A 21760-nucleotide genomic window follows, 5' to 3' on the forward strand; every position below is an offset into this window, starting at 1 on the left:
AAAGTATATATGCTCTACAGCTTGAGAGAAACGATTAGGTTCTATTGCTAGTCATTTAGCCTCGTTAATGAGAATGCAAAAGTAAGATAATGCCATAGCGGCTCCTAATCATGATCCGCTTTTTATGTTCTGTGACGTCTTTGCTGGTTGAGAAATTGAGTTTATGGATCCTTGTAGACATCTCAAGCAACGAGACTGGCGTGATATTTTAGATGTTCAATGAAGATCGGAATTTTTTTCGCTAAATGCCGGCGGGAAGCATAAAAAGCATACAGCACGAGATCGTCAGGCTGATATTCCATCTCGATGACCTCTAACATGCCAGCTTGTATCTCTGCTTGGCAAAATGCCCTAGGTAATATCGCAAAACCTAAACCAGAAATAGCCGCTGTTTTTGCAAGATGTCCGCTGTTGATCTTAAACGAAGACGCTACTTTCTGCGTAATCAACTGACCTTTAGCATTTTTAAATATCCACGGATTGCCATGTAATACGGTAAAGCTATTGATACAGGGAACCTGTTTCAAATCGGCAAGCTGAAAAGGTCTGGGAAAACGTTGTAGGATTTTTGGTGATGCCACCACAACACTCGGCCAACGTTGAATTTCCCTAGCTACCCAACTATTGTCTTCAAGTTTTCCCCGCTGAAAACTTAGCACAATATCAAAGCCATCCAATAAATCCTCTTTAGGATTGATGCTGGTATCGCAACATAATGAAACTGACGGATATTGGTTACAAAAAGAAACCACGGCCTCGGCTAAAGCCGGTGAATCTGGCATTAAAATCTTCAATTCTCCCACAACGGCATGAGAATGCTGAGCGGCCTCTTCAAGAGCCTGATTAAGCTTATCCAGCAATGGCTGCGTACACAAATAAAGATGCTCTCCAGCATCTGTTGAAGCAATTCGGCGTGTGGTTCTGGTAAATAATCGAGTATCTAATCGCTCCTCTAATAACGCAATATGACGGCTGACGTTGGATGTCGGTAACCCTAGAAATTCTGCTGCCCGTTTAAAGCTGTTGTTTTCATAAACACAGTGAAAACTGGTTAACCACTGTGGATCAATCTTATCAAGCATCGCACTTAGTCCCATAAAGTGGGATTGTAAAACCAATAATCAACACTTTATTACCAGAAATAGGCTTATACAATACCCTTCATTAAAGTTAACTGGATTACAGTTTCCCATGAGTTGGTTAGAAAGGCTGTTAGACAAGAAGAATAGAATTAGTAATCGCAAGACATCCATTCCCGAGGGAATATGGACGAAATGTCCGGCTTGCGAACAGATCTTATACCGAATTGCACTGGAGGAAAATTTGGCAGTGTGTCCCAAATGTGATCACCATATGAGAATGACTGCCCGTCAACGTTTGGATCATTTTTTGGATAGTGAAGATCGGATTGAAATTGGCAGCGAATATGAACCTAAAGATGTGCTCAATTTTAAGGATCTACAGCGCTACAAAACACGCCTTGCTCTCGCTCAGAAAAATAGCGGAGAAAAAGATGCACTGGTGGCAATGAAAGGGAAACTAATGGGTTTACCTATTGTTGTCTGTGCCTTCGAATTCTCTTTTATGGCTGGCTCAATGGGCTCGGTGGTGGGAGCACGTTTCGTGCGGGCAGTTGACACAGCGATTGATAACCAGTGTGGATTGGTATGTTTTTCTGCTTGTGGTGGCGCTCGAATGCAAGAGTCACTTACCGCTTTGATGCAAATGGCCAAAACCAGCGCGGCTCTCAGACAACTGGCCATGGCTAAATTACCCTATATCTCGGTCCTAACCGATCAAACTTATGGTGGTGTCTCTGCAAGCTTAGCAATGCTGGGTGATATTAATATTGGCGAACCAAAAGCCAGAATCGGATTTGCAGGGCGCCGAGTGATAGAGCAAACCGTGCGCGAAAAATTACCTGAAAATTTTCAGCAAAGTGAGTTTCTCTTAGCACATGGCGCGCTAGATATGATTGTCGATAGACGTGATATGCGCCAAAGAGTCGGCAGCTTAATTGCGAAGATGACCAATGTAACCGTACGCCTACCGCAAAAACGAGACTAGCCATCAGAGTAAAAACAGAACCAGCGTTATTGATATTCATCATACAGATCGTAAATCAACTAAAACCGCTTTTTCAATTCAATAGAAAGTAACCATTGTTTAGATTGTCTTTCAAAAGAATTGTTGATAAGTTGCAAAAATGAAAAACACTTCCAAACCTTCATCATTATTTTTCTGGTGGCGCTCTATTTAGAGCGGCACGGAATTTTTACATTCTTAAGCTGCTGGAAGGTAGCTAAGACTGTAATTTCTCTTGTATCTCCAGTAGCAATCTATTTTTACTAGGAGATCTATCAATGAATACAAGTCAATACACTAAAAAATCGGAAGTCATTTTAACTGGCGATAGAGCTACTGGCCCATTGCACTTGGGGCATTATGTCGGCTCTTTAAAACAACGGGTCGCTTTACAAGATATTCACGAGCAAACTGTTCTTGTTGCTGATATGCAAGGTCTTACAGACAATGCTCACAATCCGAACAAAGTATCATCTAATATTCTGAATGTTGTCGCGGATTATCTTGCCGTTGGTATCGACCCCTGTAAAACGACAATTTGCCTTCAATCACAACTTCCTGCTCTTGCTGAATTGACTATGTATTACAGCAATCTTGTGACAATCAGTCGATTAGAGAGAAACCCAACGGTCAAAAGTGAAATACAAAGCAAAGGCTTTGAACGATCAATTCCTGCAGGCTTTTTAACCTACCCTATATCTCAAGCAGCTGATATTACTGGCTTTAACGCAACATTGGTTCCAGTTGGGGATGACCAGTTGCCAATGCTTGAACAAACTAATGAGATAGTTAGAAAGATTAATTTATTAGCAGGACGAATCGTTTTGAACGAGTGTAGGCCCTTGTTAAGCAACGCATCACGTTTACCTAGCATAGATGGTAAAAATAAGATGTCTAAGACAATGGGAACTACCATTAATCTTGGCGCGACTGAAAAAGAGATCTCCGCAGCAGTGAAATCTATGTATACCGACCCTAACCACCTCAGAATCCAAGATCCTGGTACTATTAAAGGCAATATTGTATTTACGTACCTCGATGCGTTTCACCCCGATCAAAACTATATCAACCAGCTAAAAGATCATTATCAACGTGGTGGGCTCGGAGATGGCACGACAAAAAAAGTATTAGAGGAATGTTTACAAGATATGCTCAGACCAATAAGGACAAGAAGAGCTGAATTTTTAAGTGATAAGGCTCAATTAATTGATATATTGGCGAAAGGTAGCCAAGTATCTAGAGAAAAGACGGAAAAAGTACTTTTTGTTGTAAAAGATATCTTTGGACTAAATATTTTCTGAATAACTTAACGTTTCAGCTACGCATCCTGTGATATGACCAATCTATCGAGCAAACTTTTACGCCGCGCTAGGCTAACCTTTGGTGAGAGCCATCAATGGCTCTCATATCCCCATAAACATAAAAACACGTTACCCTGGTGAACGAATGTCACTCTACTCACTGCCGCTGCAAGTTTGTCGCGGCAAAGTGGTAACTTCAAGTCATAGAGAGATAACGTTATACTCAGTTGACGAGATCCATCAATCCCATTAAGCAAGGATGTCTATTGCTATGAAAGAGAGCCACTTTTTTGCTCACCTCGCACGGATGAAATTAATTCAACGCTGGCCGCTGATGCGTTCTATCTCCAAAGAAAACGTTTCTGAACACAGTCTGCAAGTGGCGTTTGTTGCTCATGCGCTGGCAGTGATAAAAAACAAGAAGTTTGCCGGGCAACTCAACCCTGAGCGTATCGCGTTATTGGCCATGTATCACGACAGTAGTGAAGTGTTAACTGGCGATTTGCCCACACCCGTTAAATACTTTAACCCTGATATTGCTAAAGAATATAAAAAAATTGAAGCCGCCGCTGAACAGCGCCTACTGGCCATGTTGCCGGAAGAGTTTCAAGACGATTTTAAACCTTTTCTACTCACTGAAGCGGCTCACAGTGAAGATGCCACCATCGTCAAACAAGCCGACAGTTTGTGCGCCTATCTGAAATGTTTGGAAGAGCTGAGTGCTGGTAACCATGAATACGCTCTGGCTAAAAAGCGCTTGGATGTCACACTAAAAGAGCGTCAGACCCCAGAAATGGTCTACTTTCTGCAAACTTTTGCTCCAAGCTTTGAATTAACACTCGACGAAATAAGCTAATCTACCTGTAGCTAAACAACTTATGTACCCAAACAACTTGGAGTTGCAGGTAGAAAGGGTATCAGTTTTATAAACATCCTTTAGGAGTCGCTCAGTATGCAGATCACCCTTCCAGCAGAATGGCACGCGCGTAATGATGATGAACATAAGATTCGCCGTGATGATCATCGCAGCCCTTTTCAGCGCGACCGAGCGCGGATCCTCCACTCGGCGGCTTTTCGGCGTTTACAAGCCAAAACTCAAGTTCATGGCACCTACTTAAATGATTTTCACCGCACGCGTTTAACCCATTCTTTAGAAGCCGCGCAAATTGGTACTGGCATTGTGGCTCAGCTGAAACTTAAACAACCGGAATTTCGTAGTCTGTTACCTTCTGACAGTTTGATTGATGCGTTATGCCTTGCTCACGATATTGGCCATCCGCCTTATGGGCATGGCGGTGAAGTGGCGCTCAATTATATGATGCGTGAGCATGGCGGGTTTGAAGGCAATGCGCAGACGTTTCGGATTGTCACCAGTTTAGAGCCTTATACAGAGCATCATGGGATGAATCTGTCACGTCGTACTCTGCTGGGGCTATTAAAATATCCCGCACTATTAAGTCAGACTCGCGCTGAGAAAATTCCTGAAGCCGTGCCCCACCAGCGACAACTAAAAGCCAAAGCTTGGTCTCCGGCTAAGGGCATTTATGACGGTGATCAGATAGGGTTTGAGTGGGTTCTCTCACCGCTGAGTGAACAAGATAGGCAACAACTGAGTGAAATGCGCGACCAAGTCAGCGCCCCTTATCAGCATAAGAAAACCCGTTTTAAATCGATAGATTGCTCGATTATGGAGCTGGCCGATGACATTGCTTACGGAGTGCATGATTTAGAAGATGCGATTGTGCTTGGTTTAGTCACCAAAGCGCAGTGGCAGCAAGCAGCGGAAATCCCACTGCTTAACAGTGGCGACGCTTGGTTTGCAGAACATGCTCATACGCTCACTGACATGCTCTTTTCCGGCCAGCATCATATTCGTAAAGATGCGATAGGCGGCATGGTCAACGCGCTATTAACCAGTATCAGCATTCATCCGGTCGATCATCCATTTGCAAGCCCATTGCTGGCGTTTAATGCTTATCTACAGCCAGCGATGGCCGATGCGTTGGAAGTCTTAAAGTCATTTGTCAGCCAATATGTCATTCAAGTGCCACAAGTTCAGCGTTTTGAATATAAAGGCCAACAAATTATTATGGATTTATTTGAAGCGCTGGCCGCCGACCCTGAACGTTTATTGCCTCATGGAACACAAGAAAAATGGCAAAGCGCAGAGCAGCATCTCGGTGGTGGGATGCGGGTGATTTGTGACTATATTGCCGCCATGACCGACGGCTATGCACAACGGATGCATCAAGAGCTGTTTTCCGCCCATAGCTTGTGAGTTCGGCGTTTTTATTGATCTTGAAGATAGTGCTTAGCAAAAATCTCTGGCGGCATGTGCTGAATCTGGGTATCGATCATCTGTGAAAACACCGTCAGTAGTGGTGAATAATCCTGCTCTGGTTGCGCCAACTGCAATAGGTGGTAACCCGCTTCAACGGTCGATAAGCTATTTTCACTGGGCGCTTTACGAATCCGGTAATTACCTTCGAGATCCGTGGGCAAATGCAAACACGGTAACCCATGCAAATTGGTCGATAGCTGCCACATTTTATACGCTTTCTTCCAAGTACCATCGAGTAAAATGACCCGTAGTTTATGAGACCGACCAACCCATGGTTTGCTTGAAGCGCAGATTGATTGCTGGCTAGGATACAACACCATATGCTGTACCTCTTCCTCAGCCAATAGACAATTAAGCTCGGGGTGTGTCGTGAAATCCTCGCCGATCAATAAACGGCTATTAGGGAGCGATAAGGCTAAAATGCACGCGGTGCCTAATGGGCGATTCTGCTCGGTAGGATGCTGGAGTATGATAAGCTCAATGGCTGAATCTAAACGCACGATAGCAGAGCAAAAACAAACTTTATGAGCTTTACCACATTGAGAACAATATCGAGACATAGCGTGAATATCTACCTAGGGTTAATTTTGCTGAGCTTAGCCTGTTTGGGCTTGCAATTCCCGCCTTTTTCCGAGCTCAGCGCTTGGCAACTAACGTCGATTGAGCAGGGACAGTGGTGGCGGATCCTAACAGGAAATTTCACTCATACCAACTTTGCTCATTTAGGTATGAACCTCGCCGGTCTCTGGGTCATCGTCTTTTTATTTATGCCTAGCATCAAGTCACTATTCTTCGCCTTAATTATGCTGAGTTTATCGGTCGGGATAAGTATCTTTTTTACCGAGATGACGCTGTATGTCGGCTTGTCTGGCGTATTGCACGGTTTGTTTGCTTACTTTGCTCTACTAGAGTGGCTAAACGGCCGCCGCAGTAGCTTATGGCTAGTGCTTGGCGTCATCGCTAAAGTCGCTTGGGAGCAGTGGTTCGGAGCATCCATGATGACCGCTGAATTGATTCAAGCCCGAGTCGCCACCGAAGCCCATTTAGCAGGCACCCTAGGTGGACTGACGTTAGGTTTGATTCAGTTTCTGCTGATAAAAAAACGCCGCAACTTAAGTCGCGGCGCGGATTAGAAAACCAAGTTCTCTTTATATTACATCAAAGGACGCTGCCCACGGCTGAGCAATTTCAGCAGTACCGCATCCGCTGCTTGACTGGCCGTTCCGGCGAGCTTATCGGCAAGCTTTTTCTTACGCACATAACGCACTGCAAGAACCGTTTTTTCCTTGCATGCGTTGACGATCAAATCATCTGACGTGGCAATCTCATCCACTAAGCCTAATGCTTTGGCTTGACTGCCAAACCAATGCTCACCAGTGGCAACTTTGTCTAGATCAAGTGCTGGGCGGTGGTCACGGATAAAGTCTTTAAACAAACCATGGGTTTCTTCCAGCTCTTGCTTAAATTTCTCACGGGCTTTATCGGTGTTTTCACCAAACATCGTCAAGGTTCGTTTGTATTCGCCAGCGGTAAGCTGTTCAAATTCAATATCATTGCGTTTAAGTAATTTATGAAAATTAGGGATTTGAGCAATCACCCCAATTGACCCGACAATCGCGAACGGCGCGGCAACAATTTTATCGGCGATACAAGCCATCATATAACCGCCACTGGCGGCCACTTTATCGACGGCAATCGTTAAAGGAAGCTGAGCGGCTTTGAGGCGATCAAGCTGTGATGAGGCCAGTCCGTAACCATGAACCATGCCACCACCGGTTTCTAACCGAACCAGCACTTCATCGCCTGGTTGAGCCACGGCCAAAATTGCGGTCACTTCTTCACGTAATGAACTGACTTCTTTGGCGTCAATACTGCCATGAAAATCGAGCACGAATAGATGCGGCTCGCGTTTAGAGTCTAGCTCACCCTCTTTCTCTGCCTGTTTGAGTGCTTTTTGCTTGGCTTTTTTCTGCTCTTTTTCCGTTTTCTTCTCTGCTTTATCGCGTGCTTTCAAAAACGCTTCATCATGCAGATAAGATTCTAAACGCTCTACGGTTGCTTTATGTTGCTCGGTTAAGTCGGTGATTTCTAGCTCGCCTTTATTGGCGCCTGATTTACCACCACCCGATTTTATCATCACCAAGATCACGACTAACGCCACTAACACAGTGACAATCTTGGCTAGAAACAGCCCGTAATCTAATAAAAATTCCAAAGTGCTCATCCTCTTTAATACGAATTGGTGTATTGTAACCACCTTGTCACAAAGACTTAAAGTAAAACCTCATCTCGGACGGTTGAACTGCCAAAGTTGGATTAGATTCGAGATTATAACCAAAAGGAATCTGACGTGAATTACTCTGTTGCTGTTGATGCTTTACAAGATAAGGTTATTTTAGTCACCGGTGCCAGTGATGGTATTGGCAAACAAGCGGCTATCACTTACGCCGCCCATGGAGCAAGGGTCATTTTACTCGGCCGCAGCGAAGATAAACTGCAGCAAACCTACGATGAAATTATCAACGCTGGCTACCCACAAGCCTTAGCGATCCCCTTAGATATGCAACATGCCAGCAAAAACGATTATCAAGCCTTGATGCGCAAGATAGAGCAACAATGTGGTCAATTAGATGGTTTACTGCATAGCGCTGGGTTATTAGGCGACATCAGCCCGTTTGAAGCGATTAGCGAACACACTTACGATCAGGTAATGCAAGTCAATGTCAAAGCTCAACTTTTACTTACCCAAGCGGCTTTACCCTTGATTAAACGCTCGCCACAAGGCCGAGTTGTCTTTACCAGCTCGACGGTGGGTCACAGTGGCCGTTCAGGTTGGGCCAGCTATTCTATTTCAAAATTTGCTACTGAAGGGATGATGCAGATCCTAGCCGATGAGCTACGTGATACCCCATTACGAGTCAACGCGATTAATCCTGGTGGAACACGCACCGCCATGCGCGCCAAGGCGTATCCACAAGAAGATGCTAACCGCTTGAAAACACCGCAAGAGATCATGCCGCTTTATCTCTATTTAATGGCCAGAGAGAGCCAACACGTGCATGGCCAATGTATTGACGCACAACCGAAATAATCCACTTCAAACACATTCATTCGGAAAATAGAAACCCCGTCGCTAATTCGATATCAACGACGGGGTTTTTAGTCATTCATTATGCGCGGATCATAAGGTATCACGTAATCGGTCTTGTACCGCTTGCACCAGTAAATCAGGCTGGAATTTGGAGATGAATTTATCACAACCGACCTTTTGTACCATCGCCTCATTAAAGCTACCACTGAGTGAGGTATTCAGCGTAATGTACAAACTCGCCATGCGCGGGTCGTTACGCACTTCATAAGTAAGCTTATAACCATCCATTTCTGGCATTTCGGCATCGGTGATCATCATCAACAGCTCTTGATTGATATCTTTACCTTCATCACACCATGATTTTAGTAACTTCAAGGCTTCTAAACCATCCCAACACTCGATAATATTTAAGCCAAGTTGAGATAAAGTATCTTTAATTTGCTTACGGGCAGTGGAAGAGTCGTCAACAATCAAAATGTTACGCCCAACCATTTCACCTAATATGTCATGATCTAACACATGTTCAGAAATCGAGACATCATAGTCGATGATTTCAGCGAGCACTTTCTCTACGTCAATCACTTCAACAATATGGTTTTGATTTTGCTCTTTAATGTGCGTAATCGCGGTCAGGTAGTTTGAACGCCCAACCGACTTTGGTGGTGGCTGAATCTCGGTCCATGCGGTATTAATGATATTGCGTACCTGGCCAACCAAAAAACCCTGCACGGTACGGTTGTATTCGGTAATGATTAAGTTGTGCTCTTGATTGTCCAGCTTGGTTTCAGGAAAACCAATCGCTCGACGAAGATCAATGATCGGAACCGCAACACCTCGTAGAGAAGCAACCCCCATAATGTTCGGATGAGAACCGGGCATTTTAGTCGTTGGCGGTACCTTGATTACTTCACGTACCTTAAATACGTTGATCGCAAAAATCTGTCGACTATTTAAACTAAACAGCAACAGTTCTAGGCGGTTCTCTCCCACCAAATTGGTACGCTGATCGACCGTATTTAAGATACTCGACATAGAAAATCCCGCTAATAGAAAAGCACCATCGTTTACAGTATATACCTAAATTTCTGTGAGGCACTTGGGTAGATCATTAATTTAGGCGAACAATGTAAACTGTCGTGCAAAAAAAACGAAGAAAAATTATCCTTCAACCACTTTCATTAATAATAAACCATCGTAGAGCGCTTGCTTGATTAAAGCCGCTCCTGGCATTGTGGCTTGTTTATAAAAACGGGATTCAACCAACTGCAGATGTTGGTGATAGGCAGGAAGGCTTTGCTCTTCAATACAGCGCTGAATCGCAGGATACAACACCGTTTTTGCTTGATTCATCACCCCACCAATTAACACTTTGTCAGGGTTAAACAAATTGATCACTATCGCAATCGCAGCGCCTAAATAACGTCCGAGTTGCTCAATCACGTCTACGGCGAGCGGATCACCATTGGCAGCCGCCAAGCAAACGTCCTCAATCGAAATCGTCTCTTGTTCTGCTAATGACGACGGTTCTCCTTGAGCAATTCGTAACGACACCTGATCGCGAATCGCTTGCGAGCTCGCCACCGTTTCAAGACAGCCAATATTGCCGCAATGACAACGTTTACCTTGAGGATCAATTTGAATGTGCCCAAGCTCACCAATATTGCCATAGCGGCCTTGTAATACCCGACCATCAACGATAATCCCGGCCCCTAATCCGTGGTGAATAGAAATCAATATCGAATTATCGACATCTTGAGAGTGACCGAATAATTTTTCTGCCAAGGCCCAAGCTCGAGTATCATTCGCAACAAATACCGGCAACCCAGTAGCTTTATAAATCTCAGGACCTAACGCCAAGTTTTTCACATTATAATGGGGCATTTGTAATACCATGCCCTGCTGTGAATTGACTAAACCCGGCAGAGTAATCGCAATGCTTGTCACCCGATCTAATTGGGCGGCGTAGGTTTGAAAAAACTCTTCTATTTCAAATAATAATCGCGCCAAAACATCATCTTGATCGATTTCATGAATATCAATTTTGGTGTCAATCAATACCTCACCACCCAACTCATGCAACGCAATCGTCAGATAGCCTCGTCCCAAGCGCATGGAAAGAAATTGCCAGCCTTGATTATTGGTTTGCAGACCAACGGCAGGTCTGCCACGACTGATCGCTTCTTGAACCGTCGTTTCATGGATCAAGTGGGCATCAATTAATTCGCGAGTAATTTTAGTAATACTTGCCGGAGCTAATTCACTCTCTTTAGAAAGGTCAATGCGCGATATAGGGCCTTTTTGATCTATCAATTTATATACACGACCAGCATTGACCTGTTTAATATGATCAATATGGCCTGGTTGAGCCATATACATGGTGCACTCCAGATTTCAATAACCTGCCAATTTTTTTACTTTGCGAACTAATTGTGAAGCAACTTGATGTATAGCCGTGACAGCCATCACGCATATAAATTTGAGTTTGTGTTTTTAACCCCAAAACCACAGATTTCACCACCAAAAGACCCAAGATGGGTGTTGGATCGAGAAATCGTCATTTTTTTTCTAAACCCTCTATTTTTAGAGACTTAGGTCTATACTGAGATCCAATAGGTTGCACTTATTGGCCGGACTTTCAAGGAGAAAAATATGACCGCAGCGTTAAGAAGAACAAAAATTGTCGCTACATTAGGTCCATCAACGGATCAAGGTAGTGTGTTAGAAACGATTATTCGCTGTGGGGTGAATGTAGTCAGAATGAATTTTTCCCATGGCTCGGCAGATGATCACCGTTTACGAGCGGAAAAAGTTCGCGAAATTGCTCAACGATTAGGTCGACACGTAGCGATATTAGGTGACCTGCAAGGTCCTAAAATTCGAGTATCGACCTTCAAAGAAGACAAGGTTTTTCTCAATGAAGGCGACAGTTTCATTTTAGATGCCGAGCTCGGACTCGGTGAAGGCACACAGCACACCGTCGGCATTGATTACAAAGCTTTGCCAAATGACGTTGTGGCAGAAGACATTTTATTACTCGACGATGGCAGAGTTCAGTTGCAAGTCACCGCTGTACAAGGAAGTAAAATCCACACTACCGTTCTTATCGGCGGACCATTATCCAATAATAAAGGCATTAATAAAAAAGGCGGTGGCCTTTCTGCTGAAGCCTTAACAGAAAAAGATAAGCGAGATATTGTGCTGGCAGCTGACATTGGCGTCGATTATTTAGCGATCTCTTTTCCACGCAATGGGAAAGATATGGATTATGCTCGGCGTTTAGCTCGCGAAGCCGGACTGAATGCCAGATTGGTGGCCAAAGTTGAGCGCGCAGAGACCGTCTCTTGTGATGAAAATATCGATGATATTATTCGCGCCTCTGACGTCATCATGGTTGCACGAGGCGATCTTGGAGTAGAAATTGGCGATCCAGAATTAATCGCGGTGCAAAAGAAACTGATTCGTCGTTCTAAAGAGCTCAATCGCATCGTCATTACAGCCACACAGATGATGGAATCGATGATAACCAACCCGATGCCAACTCGGGCAGAAGTGATGGACGTAGCAAACGCAGTACTCGATGGCACTGATGCGGTCATGCTTTCAGGGGAAACAGCCGCAGGTAAATACCCAGTAGAGACCGTCAAAGCTATGGCCGAAGTCTGTGTCGGCGCAGAAAAAATGATTGAAGCCAGCCAACAAAATTATCGTATCGATCGCGCTTTCCAAACCGAAGAAGAAACAATAGCGATGTCGACCATTTATGCCGCCAATCATCTTGAAGGAGTCACAGCGATGGTCACGTTAACGGAGTCAGGGCGAACTGCGCTAATGACCTCACGCCTTAACTCGATATTACCTATCTTCGCCATGTCTCGTAATGAGCATGCTCTGAACCGTTGCGCGCTCTATCGAGGGGTAACGCCATTCTATTTTGATAGCAACCATGGTCAGGGAGCGGAGGTGGCTCAAGCCGCCCTACAAGCCCTAAAAGACAAAAAGCTCCTCGAGTTTGGCGATCTGGTGATCATTACTCAAGGTGATATTATGGATGTAGAAGGAACCACCAACTGTATGCGGATCTTGCCGGTATTTTAATCTGAGCGGTAGGTACAGGGAACGTACCTACCCGAATGACATTGAGTTTTATATGGGGAAAAAAAATACCAATAAATCACTCTCCTCCTATTGATCGCCATAAAAAGGATCAATGACAGGAGGATTAGCACGCTGAGTCACGAGTCGCTTAGCCTGTTCAAAGGTTTCAATAAATCGGTAGCCAGCTTGTAGACCTAACTCGTAGTCATAAAGCAACGCTTCCTGACTACTGAGTAAGGAACTTGATTTCAGTGGCTCACTTGGCACAATTTGTAAAATAAATGCATCATCTGGTGGTGTATGAAGAAAGTCACTGGTCAATGAATAGGTTTGATAATGGACCATCAACATATCTGCGAGCCCCGCATCGAATTTATTGCCTAATAAATGACTTAACCGATAAATATTGTCAGCCCCAAACAGCCAGCGTCCTCCATTTAACACATCGAGATGTTTTTGCTCTTTCTTGAGCTGTTGAGCCTTGGCGATTTGTTGTTGAAGAAAACCACTCCAATCTTGCTTCCACTGCAACATTTTATTTTGCCAATGTTGCTGGATATGATTCACCGATTCACGTAACCATTTAACCTGAGAATCAGACTCTTGCTCTGCTAATGCATTTTGTTGGTCTTCTTCCTCTAACGTTTCAGTCCGAATGACCGTGATAAAACGTGCTTCTTGACGCCAAGCCTGTTGAACGGGGATGGATGCTGACACTCCACCATCAATATAGCAATGTTGACCTAATGAGACCTCTTGAGTATATAAGCCTGGAATCGCGCAGGTAGCGATAAGCACTTCTCGCCAATCGTCACCCAACATCGGAAAATAAGCATCGGTTAATGACTGAGCCTCCGTCACCGCAGCAAAAGCTTGGCGCTGGCCCAAGACATGTCGCCCCATGTCCAAATCTAAACGATAAGGATAATCGCTGATTTTATCGAGCGCCCAGTCTAAATTCATGTATTGTTTACGTCGAATATAACTGAATAAATGAAAAAATTGCGGATCGGTGGTTAGCTCGAGAATGAAAGCTTTACCTAAACCGTGCTGACGACATAGATAGGAACAAAGATTTAACGCGCCCGCTGACGTACCATAAAATTCATCAAACGGGTCAAAATTAGACAGCATAAAAGCATCTAATACACCTGCAGTAAAAATCCCCCGCTGCCCTCCACCTTGGGCGACTAAGCTATTTTTACCAGTCAGAAACTTCGAGAGCCGAACAGTGTCGACTCTCGATTCTAGCCCTGAGACTGTTCCACTGTTCACCATAAGCAGAACCTCTAGCTTTTAATTGGCGATAGTAATTAAACCATATCCGATAAGAACAGCAAATATTGCCGCGGTAATCATTAATGCGTGTTTAAGATCGCGTTCCATACACCTCTCCTTGAGAATCACTGAATGACAACATAAGCATACACTAATCCTTTATACTGTCGTTTTTTTCCACACAAATATCAAGTGATTATCACATTTATCCTCGCAGAACGAGCAGCAAACAAAGCTTTTACTCTTAGTTATCGGAGCAGTGAGAGTCTTCACTCACTATCCTATCCTATAGTAGGATAGATAATTGTACTTAAGGAGTATCACAATGCGACATCATGGATTGCTATTCTACCCCCAGTTTATGCTACCCCTACTATTGAGCTTACTCGCCTTCCCAGTAAAAAGTGAACTGTATGTGACGCCTTACTTTGGCTATACCTTGGGTGGCAAAGTGGAAGATCAGCAGCAACGTCACTACGACATCAAACCATCGGAAAATATCGCATTAGCCATCGAAACCTCCTTTCAAACCGGACGCATCGGTTTTTTCTATAGCCATCAATCATCACAAGTTGAACAAATCGATAATCAAGCCACCATGCATTATCTGCACTTCCAAAGTAGTATTTATTACCCTCTAGAATCCAAAAGTTCTGCGTTTATTGGTGTAGGACTGGGTGGCTCATACGCTGATGTTGACTGGGTTAATAATAAATATGGCTTCTCGTCCAGCGTGTTTGCAGGTATAGACTACAAGATTGCCTCGAACCTCACCATTACATCGCATTTCCGATGGCTTGGCACTATGGTTGACAACGATACCAGTGCTATTTGTCAACTTGAGCAAAATAATGGCTGTGTGATTGGCTTTCGCTCCAACTGGATGAATCAATTTGCTTTTAATTTAGGGCTCAGCTTACGTTTTTAAGCTGTTCATCACTGATTAGTATGGAAATGGCTTTATCGTCTCCCTGATTGCGAATCATAGATATCAAGCCGTTTATCTCAAACCAAATTTAACCTTGCAAGATCAGCCTCAGCTAGAAGCACTGACCACTAACTGCTGTTTTTTTGGTCAAGCACTCTGTTGTTAAATACAGTTTTATCAATGGACAATGACTTTTAATAGAGTGGATTGATTCAGTTAACGACCAAAAGCACAAATATATCCCTAGATTTGTGCTTTAATAACTTGAATGCCGCTATCTATCACTAACAACAAACCGTTTACATTGTATTGCCATTTTTAAAAGTTCTCTGTAGTCTCTCAATTAATGCGCAGCTGATTATTTCAGATTACGCAAACACACATCGACAACAACAGAATAATATTCCAACAAATAACAACATAGACCACAGGTAAATCTACGTTTTTACACTTTCATGGATGATGGAACAATATTTTAACAATTAGACCTATACTCATACGATGATCTTTTCGGCAGTCTACTCTGGCAAAAGTGAGCGGTAACGGGAAGGCTTGCTTCCACATCTCAATGAATGAGTAAACAAGGTCTAATGAGGCTTCATACCTCAGGGAATGATTAAGGAGAAATAAATGAAGCGAGAACAATGGGGATCCCGTACCGGATTCATTTTAGCCGCAGTAGGTTCTGCGATTGGCCTAGGTAACATTTGGCGTTTTCCCTACATGGCTTATGAGAATGGAGGGGGCGCTTTTTTCATCCCTTATCTATTTGCCATGCTAACAGCCGGCATTCCTTTTATGATCCTTGAATTCAGTATGGGTCAAAAACATCGCGGCTCTGCACCAACGACTCTTGCCAAAATTAACACAAAATTTGAATGGCTTGGTTGGTTTCAAGTGGGTATCGCGGCAACCATTGGGGTGTACTATGTAGCCGTGATTGGCTGGGCAATCTCCTACTTCGGCATGTCATTTACCCAAAGTTGGGGAACGGATACCAATAGCTTTTTCTTTAGCGAGTACTTAGGTCTGGGTGATAACTCGCCGACTAACCTTGGATCGATTCAGTGGAAAATTGCTTTTACGATGGCGATTGCTTGGGCAATAACTTATGCGGCTATCGTTGGCGGAGTTAAATCTGGTATTGAACGTGCTTCTAAAGTCATGATGCCGGTATTGTTTATCATGGTACTACTCCTAATTGCACGCATGATTTTCTTACCGGGTGCATTAGATGGCGTCAACTATATGTTTGAGCCTGATTTTAGTAAGATTTGGGATGTTAAAGTCTGGGCAGCCGCTTATGGGCAAATCTTCTTTACGCTCAGTATTGGCTTTGCGATTATGCTGGCCTATTCAAGCTACCTACCACAGAAATCTGACATCACCAATAATGCTTTTATGACCGTCTTGATCAACTGCGGTTTTTCAATTCTCGCTGGTATCATGATTTTCTCAGTTCTTGGTTACATGGCTCAAGAACAAGGCAAACCGCTGACTGAAGTCGTTTCTGCTGGCGTTGGTTTAGCTTTTGTCACTATCCCTGCGGCTATTAACCTACTTCCAATCCCTTACATTCTAGGCCCGCTATTTTTCTTAGCGTTAGTGGTCGCTGGACTAAGCTCACACATCTCGATCTTAGAAGCCGTCACCTCCGCGGTGATTGACAAACTGGGTTGGAGCCGTAAGAAAGCAGCTAATATCGTTATCGGCTCAGGCTTTATTATTTCTATGGCATTTGCGACCAATGGTGGCTTACTGCTACTCGATTTAGTCGATCACTTTGCGAACAACGTCGGAATTATGGCGAGTTGCTTGGTTGAGCTTATTCTTATGACTTGGCTGCTGAAAATTTCTGACGTGCGTAAGTATGTGAACTCTATTTCTGATTTTACGATTGGAGTATGGTTCGACATTTGTTTGCGCTTCGTTTCCCCTGTCGTGTTGGCAATCATTGTCGTAACTAAATTACGTGCACTACTTACTGAAGGGTATGGTGGCTATAATTTAACTTTAGGTTGGACGATTATTATCGCATTGCTGGTGATGGGTGCCATCGTGAACTTAACGAATCGTAAGGAAGCAAACTAATGACTACTGGTGCTATTATTATGATGATTATCGGTCTTGGGCTCACTTGGGGCGGTGCAGCCATCTGCATTAAAAAAGCTATGGCGAAACAAGAAGAATAATCTCCTCTTAATAAGGCCACGAGCAGCTAATCTGCTGTGGCCTTATCGATTTTAGAAGCGATAAGTGATCCCTAACGCCGCACCCAATTGCAAATTGACACCTGAATGGAGGTTTAACTCTGGATGAACTTGACCATAGACATCAATATTACTGTTAATTGGCCAGTTAACCCCTAATGGTACGCGCGGACCAAAATCACCATCCCATTCTCCCCAAGCACCAATCCCAACGTACCAATCCAAAGGAACGTCAGCTCGATCAAAATTGCCACGGCGCATCAAATAATCAAAAGCGGCACCTTCATTACCAAGAATAAAACGATATTGCTCATCAACCTCAATGACTGCACTCAACTGTTGATCTACGGCCATACCTACTTTTAAACTCGGCTCTTGTTGAGCATAAACACTTACTGGTACGCTGAATAACATCGCCACTGCAGCTATTTTTTTCATAAGTCACTTATCCTATATCGTCTGGTATTTACTCAAATGTCTAAGATTGAGAAATAAACTCCCCGATGATGTCCAATTGCAGCAAAGTCGGCTCCGTCAGAAGAAAGAATAAACATGACACGCATAATCCAACCAAGTGCAAAATAAAATCAAAGGAAATAACGGCAGTCTAACGAGGAGTGTACTGAGCAATGTCAGCAAAGAGGTAAAGATAGGTTAAGATAGAGTATAGGTAGAGGCTAAAACATCATTGATAATGAGCGCTTTCAGCAAACCGATAAAAAGGAGACCGAAGTCTCCTTATTTATAGGGGAAGAAAGAATGAGAATTAACCGTGGTTGCGAATCCACTCATCCATTTCTGTTTTTAAGTTATCTGATTTAGTACCAAAAATAGCTTGTACACCACCAGACACCACAACAACGCCAGCAGCACCGAGTTGTTTTAGTTTCGCTTGATCAACCAACTCTGTCTCTGCAACCGATACGCGTAGGCGAGTAATACAAGCATCTAAGTTAGTGATATTTTCTTTACCACCAAATGCCGCTACTAATTCACCTGCTAACTCTGACCCTGTTGAAGTATTCGCATCAGCGGATTCATCTTCACGGCCCGGTGTTTTCAGATTCAAGGTACGAATAACAAACGTAAATACCACATAGTAAAGCACAGCATAAGCAATACCTAAGCCTACCAGTAGCAACATGTTTTCTGCACGAGGAGATTGAACAACAAAGTCAATAAAGCCATTAGAGAACGTGTGGCCATGAACAATGCCTAGCGAGTTGGTTAGGACATACGCCAAGCCAGCAAGTACCGCGTGAACCGCGTAAAGTACAGGAGCAATGAATAGGAAAGAGAATTCAATTGGCTCAGTAATACCGGTTAGGAAAGAAGTTAATGCCGCAGAAGCCATGATACCCATGATTTTTGCACGGTTCTCAGGTTTAGCACAATGCGCAATCGCAAAAGCCGCTGCAGGAAGACCAAACATTTTAAATAGGTAACCACCGGCTAACTGACCAAAACCATTACCCGCTTCGCGAGTCACATCATTCGCAGTCAAGAAACAAGTCATAATACCATTAACCGTTTGACCCGCACTATTGACACATTCACCAGCTTGATAGAAGAAAGGTACATTCCAGATATGATGCAAACCAAATGGAATCAATGCGCGCTCTACAACCCCGTAGATACCAAATGCGGTTACTGGGTTCTGATTTGCTGCCCAATCAGAGAAAGAAGCGATCTGAGCGCCCACTGGTGGCCAAATAAAAGAAAGAATGATACCTAATGCAATAGCTAAGAAACCAGTAATAATCGGTACTGCACGCTTACCAGCAAAGAAGCCCAAATATTCTGGTAGTTGAATTTTGTAAAAGCGATTAAATGCCCAAGCAGCAACACCACCCGCAAGAATCCCACCAAGAACACCCGTTTCATACTTTCTTCTGATAGCTTCAATAGCTGAATCATCAAGTGTTTGCCCAATGGCCAGCAACGCATCTTTTGCCTGATCAATTTCAACATCAGCTAAAACCTTCAGCGTAGCAACCATGATGCCATAGCCGACAATAGCAGAAAGTCCTGATACACCATCGTTATTGGTAAAGCCTAGGGCGACACCAACGGCAAACAAGAGTGCCATTTGACCAAATACCGAGCCACCAGCTTGTTCCATTAAATGGGATACGACTTCTGGCAGCCAACTAAAGTTTGCCGCCCCAACACCAAGCAAAATACCTGCAACAGGTAAGACTGATACTGGAAGCATCAGTGCTTTACCTACTTTTTGCAGGTTAGCAAAAGCGTTCTTTAACATGTTTATGCTCCTGATTAAGTTATTAGAATTTTTCGGGTTCCAACGGCACACCCCCGTAGCCTAAATGTTAGCACCCAATGAAAATGTAACCACAAATGTATTATATTTTCCGCCTCTAAATATATCTTGATGCCCCTCAAACTTTCCAGTTCGTAAAGAAATTTAGTTTCAAAGTAATAGACAGATCACACAGCCATCACTTGTCGACAAGGCAACAGAAGCATTCTATCCTATTGTTTATATTAATAATAATTTTCCATCAATTAATTTTACTTGGTAAATTAAATTGATGAGGTTGTTATTTTTAGTAACAAAATTACCAATTGATTAGTTTAGACTAAATATTCAACACATTAAGTAAACAAGGCTAATTCTTGATGATAATTTGAAGTAAAGCACGTAAAACAGCCATTCCAGGCGTCTTACACCTATAAACTTTGATTTTCATCGCAAAAAAAGATCTTGGAAGTTTTTGCTGGTTTTTTCTGCAACTTCGCCCAAAGAAAGCCCTTTAAGTTGAGCAATATAAGCCGCAACCTCAACCACATAAGCCGGCTGATTCTCTTTACCTCGATGAGGTACTGGCGCTAAATAAGGCGAATCGGTTTCAATCAACAACCTATCTAATGGCAGTGCCTTTACCACGGCTTTGAGCTCTGTTGCTTGGCGAAACGTAACGATCCCAGAGATCGAAATATAGAAGCCTAAATCCATTGCCGCCTGCGCAAAAGCCCAATCTTCAGTAAAACAGTGTATAACCCCGCCACAACGCTCTGCGTGATGTGCTTTGAGTATAGCTAAAGTATCTTCTCGCGCTTGACGAGTATGAATAATCAATGGCTTATTGAGTTCAACGGCAGTATCAATATGCTGAATAAAACGCTGTTGTTGTAATTCCGCCATTTCTGGCTGATAGTGATAATCGAGCCCAGTTTCACCAATCGCAACCACTTTAGGGTCACGAGCATAAGTGTGAAAACGCTCTAGATCAAAATCACTTTGCACGTCGAGAGGATGAACACCACAAGAAGCATGAATATTATCGAAGGGAGTAATCATCGCTAACATATTGGGAAATGAGTCTAACGTCACACCCACAGAAAGTAATTGTGTCACTTTAGCCCGTTCGGCTTTAGCAAGAACATCGCTGATATCTTGGTGTAAATCTTGATAGTTCAGTTTATCAAGATGACAATGTGAATCTACAAACATGTTTCCTCATTAAATTTAAATAACCAATCAGCAATTAAAAGTTCACTATTTAACCCACTAAATCCCTGTAATTGATTGATCAACTGCGCCAATGAATCCGTTTGTTGTTGTAATAAAGACAAAGAACGAGCTTGAGCAAGCCACTGACTTTGCGGAGTAAAGTAAGGCTGCCATACCCCAAAAGCGGTTTTTTGGGCGTCAGTCAAGAGATACCAAAGCCAACGTAGTCCACTGAGAGGCTGGCCACTGATCGTTTTCGCACAATTTAATAATGCCGAAATGTCGCCTTGTAATGCCTGAACAAATTGCTGCTCAATCGCCAAATAATTTTGGAGTTCACCTTGTAAAATAAACGCTCGAGTCAGTAATGGAGCATTACCATGAATATGAGCAGCAAAAGCAGGAATCGATTGTTGACACTGTTCGGTTAACCACGGCATAACGGCTTGTGGCTGCGGTTCTGGAATAATAATTTGTTGGCAACGACTGACGATTGTCGCCAGTAAACGGCTCACTTGATGAGTCAGTAAAATGAAAACACATTTTTCTGCGGGCTCTTCAAGCGTTTTCAGTAAAGCATTCGCTGCTGATTCATTCATTGCTTCGGCAGGCTCAATCACGATCAACCGAAAGCCTGAGAGCTGTGAAGACTCTTGTGCTAATCGATTCGCTATACGAATTTGCTCAACCGTAATCGACTTGCCCTCTTTTTCAGGACGAACAAGATGATAATCCGGATGCGTGGCCGATAGCATTAACTCACAGCCATGACAAAATCCACAGGGCTCACTACGCTGTGTAGTACACATTAATGCCTGCGAGAATTTCTCAATCAACTGCTCTGCGCCTACTCCGTGTGGGGCATTGATTAAGGTTGCTGAAGCAAAGCGCTGATGCTCAAGCTGTTGTTTCCAACGCTCCCATGCCTCGCTTAACCAAGGATATACTGCGTTCAT

General features: G+C 43.5%; 21 protein-coding genes. 10 read left to right on the plus strand and 11 right to left on the minus strand.

Annotated elements, in window-relative coordinates; genetic code table 11:
• Positions 1-182: 182 nt before the first annotated feature.
• Positions 183-1082: a LysR family transcriptional regulator gene (locus tag AACS00_RS15335; protein WP_181397605.1), complete on the minus strand. Its 900-nt coding sequence runs from the start codon at positions 1080-1082 to the stop codon at positions 183-185.
• A gap of 109 nt (positions 1083-1191) precedes the next feature.
• Here AACS00_RS15335 and accD point away from each other — a divergent pair, with 109 nt between their 5' ends.
• From accD to AACS00_RS15355, 4 genes are all read left to right on the plus strand, one after another.
• On the plus strand, positions 1192-2067 hold the full coding sequence (accD, locus tag AACS00_RS15340) for an acetyl-CoA carboxylase, carboxyltransferase subunit beta (protein WP_110167909.1): 876 nt from the start codon (positions 1192-1194) through the stop codon (positions 2065-2067).
• 296 nt (positions 2068-2363) lie between these two features.
• Positions 2364-3386, plus strand: coding sequence for a tryptophan--tRNA ligase (trpS, locus tag AACS00_RS15345; protein WP_110167910.1), 1023 nt, complete (start codon positions 2364-2366; stop codon positions 3384-3386).
• Between the two features lie 271 nt (positions 3387-3657).
• The gene (yfbR, locus tag AACS00_RS15350) at positions 3658-4242 is read left to right on the plus strand and encodes a 5'-deoxynucleotidase (RefSeq protein ID WP_004395571.1); all 585 of its coding nucleotides are present in this window, start codon (positions 3658-3660) and stop codon (positions 4240-4242) included.
• A gap of 96 nt (positions 4243-4338) precedes the next feature.
• Positions 4339-5664: an anti-phage deoxyguanosine triphosphatase gene (locus tag AACS00_RS15355; RefSeq protein WP_110167911.1), complete on the plus strand. Its 1326-nt coding sequence runs from the start codon at positions 4339-4341 to the stop codon at positions 5662-5664.
• A gap of 11 nt (positions 5665-5675) precedes the next feature.
• Here AACS00_RS15355 and AACS00_RS15360 read toward each other — a convergent pair whose 3' ends face one another.
• Positions 5676-6287: a tRNA-uridine aminocarboxypropyltransferase gene (locus AACS00_RS15360; protein WP_110167912.1), complete on the minus strand. Its 612-nt coding sequence runs from the start codon at positions 6285-6287 to the stop codon at positions 5676-5678.
• Here AACS00_RS15360 and rrtA point away from each other — a divergent pair.
• Positions 6252-6860: a rhombosortase gene (gene rrtA / locus AACS00_RS15365; RefSeq protein ID WP_110167913.1), complete on the plus strand. Its 609-nt coding sequence runs from the start codon at positions 6252-6254 to the stop codon at positions 6858-6860. The genes AACS00_RS15360 and rrtA overlap by 36 nt on opposite strands.
• Positions 6861-6880: 20 nt before the next feature.
• Here the strand turns inward: rrtA and sohB are convergent, their stop codons facing one another.
• Positions 6881-7942 (minus strand): protease SohB, encoded by a 1062-nt coding sequence (sohB, locus tag AACS00_RS15370; protein ID WP_040904869.1) that lies wholly within the window; start codon positions 7940-7942, stop codon positions 6881-6883.
• A 135-nt stretch (positions 7943-8077) separates the two neighbouring features.
• Between sohB and AACS00_RS15375 the strand changes: the two genes are divergently transcribed.
• A complete protein-coding gene (locus AACS00_RS15375; protein ID WP_110167914.1) occupies positions 8078-8818 on the plus strand; it encodes a YciK family oxidoreductase in 741 nt (246 codons plus the stop codon).
• A 90-nt stretch (positions 8819-8908) separates the two neighbouring features.
• On the opposite strand, the gene AACS00_RS15380 is transcribed toward AACS00_RS15375, so the two are convergent.
• Both AACS00_RS15380 and mlc read right to left on the minus strand, forming a co-directional pair.
• A complete protein-coding gene (locus AACS00_RS15380) occupies positions 8909-9850 on the minus strand; it encodes a chemotaxis protein CheV (protein WP_040904416.1) in 942 nt (313 codons plus the stop codon).
• A gap of 126 nt (positions 9851-9976) precedes the next feature.
• Positions 9977-11194 carry a sugar metabolism global transcriptional regulator Mlc gene (mlc, locus tag AACS00_RS15385; protein ID WP_004395578.1) on the minus strand — a complete coding sequence of 406 codons (1218 nt, stop codon included), beginning with the start codon at positions 11192-11194 and terminating at the stop codon, positions 9977-9979.
• Positions 11195-11467: 273 nt separating this feature from the next.
• On the opposite strand from mlc, the gene pyk reads away from it, so the two are divergent.
• Complete coding sequence (pyk, locus tag AACS00_RS15390) at positions 11468-12913, plus strand: pyruvate kinase (RefSeq protein ID WP_110167915.1); 1446 nt, start codon at positions 11468-11470, stop codon at positions 12911-12913.
• An 87-nt stretch (positions 12914-13000) separates the two neighbouring features.
• On the opposite strand, the gene AACS00_RS15395 is transcribed toward pyk, so the two are convergent.
• Both AACS00_RS15395 and cydH read right to left on the minus strand, forming a co-directional pair.
• Positions 13001-14191: a patatin-like phospholipase family protein gene (locus AACS00_RS15395; protein ID WP_110167916.1), complete on the minus strand. Its 1191-nt coding sequence runs from the start codon at positions 14189-14191 to the stop codon at positions 13001-13003.
• An 18-nt stretch (positions 14192-14209) separates the two neighbouring features.
• Positions 14210-14299 carry a cytochrome bd-I oxidase subunit CydH gene (cydH, locus tag AACS00_RS15400; protein ID WP_110167917.1) on the minus strand — a complete coding sequence of 30 codons (90 nt, stop codon included), beginning with the start codon at positions 14297-14299 and terminating at the stop codon, positions 14210-14212.
• Positions 14300-14516: 217 nt separating this feature from the next.
• Here cydH and AACS00_RS15405 point away from each other — a divergent pair, with 217 nt between their 5' ends.
• The 3 genes from AACS00_RS15405 (at position 14517) to AACS00_RS15415 (ending at position 17311) form a co-directional block, all read left to right on the plus strand.
• The gene (locus tag AACS00_RS15405; RefSeq protein ID WP_110167918.1) at positions 14517-15119 is read left to right on the plus strand and encodes a porin family protein; all 603 of its coding nucleotides are present in this window, start codon (positions 14517-14519) and stop codon (positions 15117-15119) included.
• Between the two features lie 630 nt (positions 15120-15749).
• Entirely contained in the window at positions 15750-17210 is a 1461-nt protein-coding gene (locus tag AACS00_RS15410; protein WP_110167919.1) for a sodium-dependent transporter, read from the plus strand.
• Positions 17210-17311: a MetS family NSS transporter small subunit gene (locus AACS00_RS15415; protein WP_110167920.1), complete on the plus strand. Its 102-nt coding sequence runs from the start codon at positions 17210-17212 to the stop codon at positions 17309-17311. The genes AACS00_RS15410 and AACS00_RS15415 overlap by 1 nt, the downstream gene beginning before the upstream one ends.
• Positions 17312-17362: 51 nt before the next feature.
• Here the strand turns inward: AACS00_RS15415 and AACS00_RS15420 are convergent, their stop codons facing one another.
• From AACS00_RS15420 to holB, 4 genes are all read right to left on the minus strand, one after another.
• Positions 17363-17767, minus strand: coding sequence for a hypothetical protein (locus tag AACS00_RS15420; RefSeq protein WP_110167921.1), 405 nt, complete (start codon positions 17765-17767; stop codon positions 17363-17365).
• Positions 17768-18095: 328 nt separating this feature from the next.
• Positions 18096-19592 carry a PTS glucose transporter subunit IIBC gene (gene ptsG, locus AACS00_RS15425; protein WP_110167922.1) on the minus strand — a complete coding sequence of 499 codons (1497 nt, stop codon included), beginning with the start codon at positions 19590-19592 and terminating at the stop codon, positions 18096-18098.
• Between the two features lie 444 nt (positions 19593-20036).
• Positions 20037-20804, minus strand: a complete 768-nt coding sequence (locus tag AACS00_RS15430) for a TatD family hydrolase (RefSeq protein WP_110167923.1) — start codon at positions 20802-20804, stop codon at positions 20037-20039.
• Complete coding sequence (holB, locus tag AACS00_RS15435) at positions 20795-21760, minus strand: DNA polymerase III subunit delta' (RefSeq protein ID WP_110167924.1); 966 nt, start codon at positions 21758-21760, stop codon at positions 20795-20797. Before holB ends, AACS00_RS15430 begins: the two co-directional genes overlap by 10 nt.

Origin of the sequence: Vibrio sp. 11986-1-5 (assembly GCF_963878025.1) — a bacterium.
In the GTDB taxonomy this organism is placed as follows: domain Bacteria; phylum Pseudomonadota; class Gammaproteobacteria; order Enterobacterales; family Vibrionaceae; genus Vibrio; species Vibrio injensis.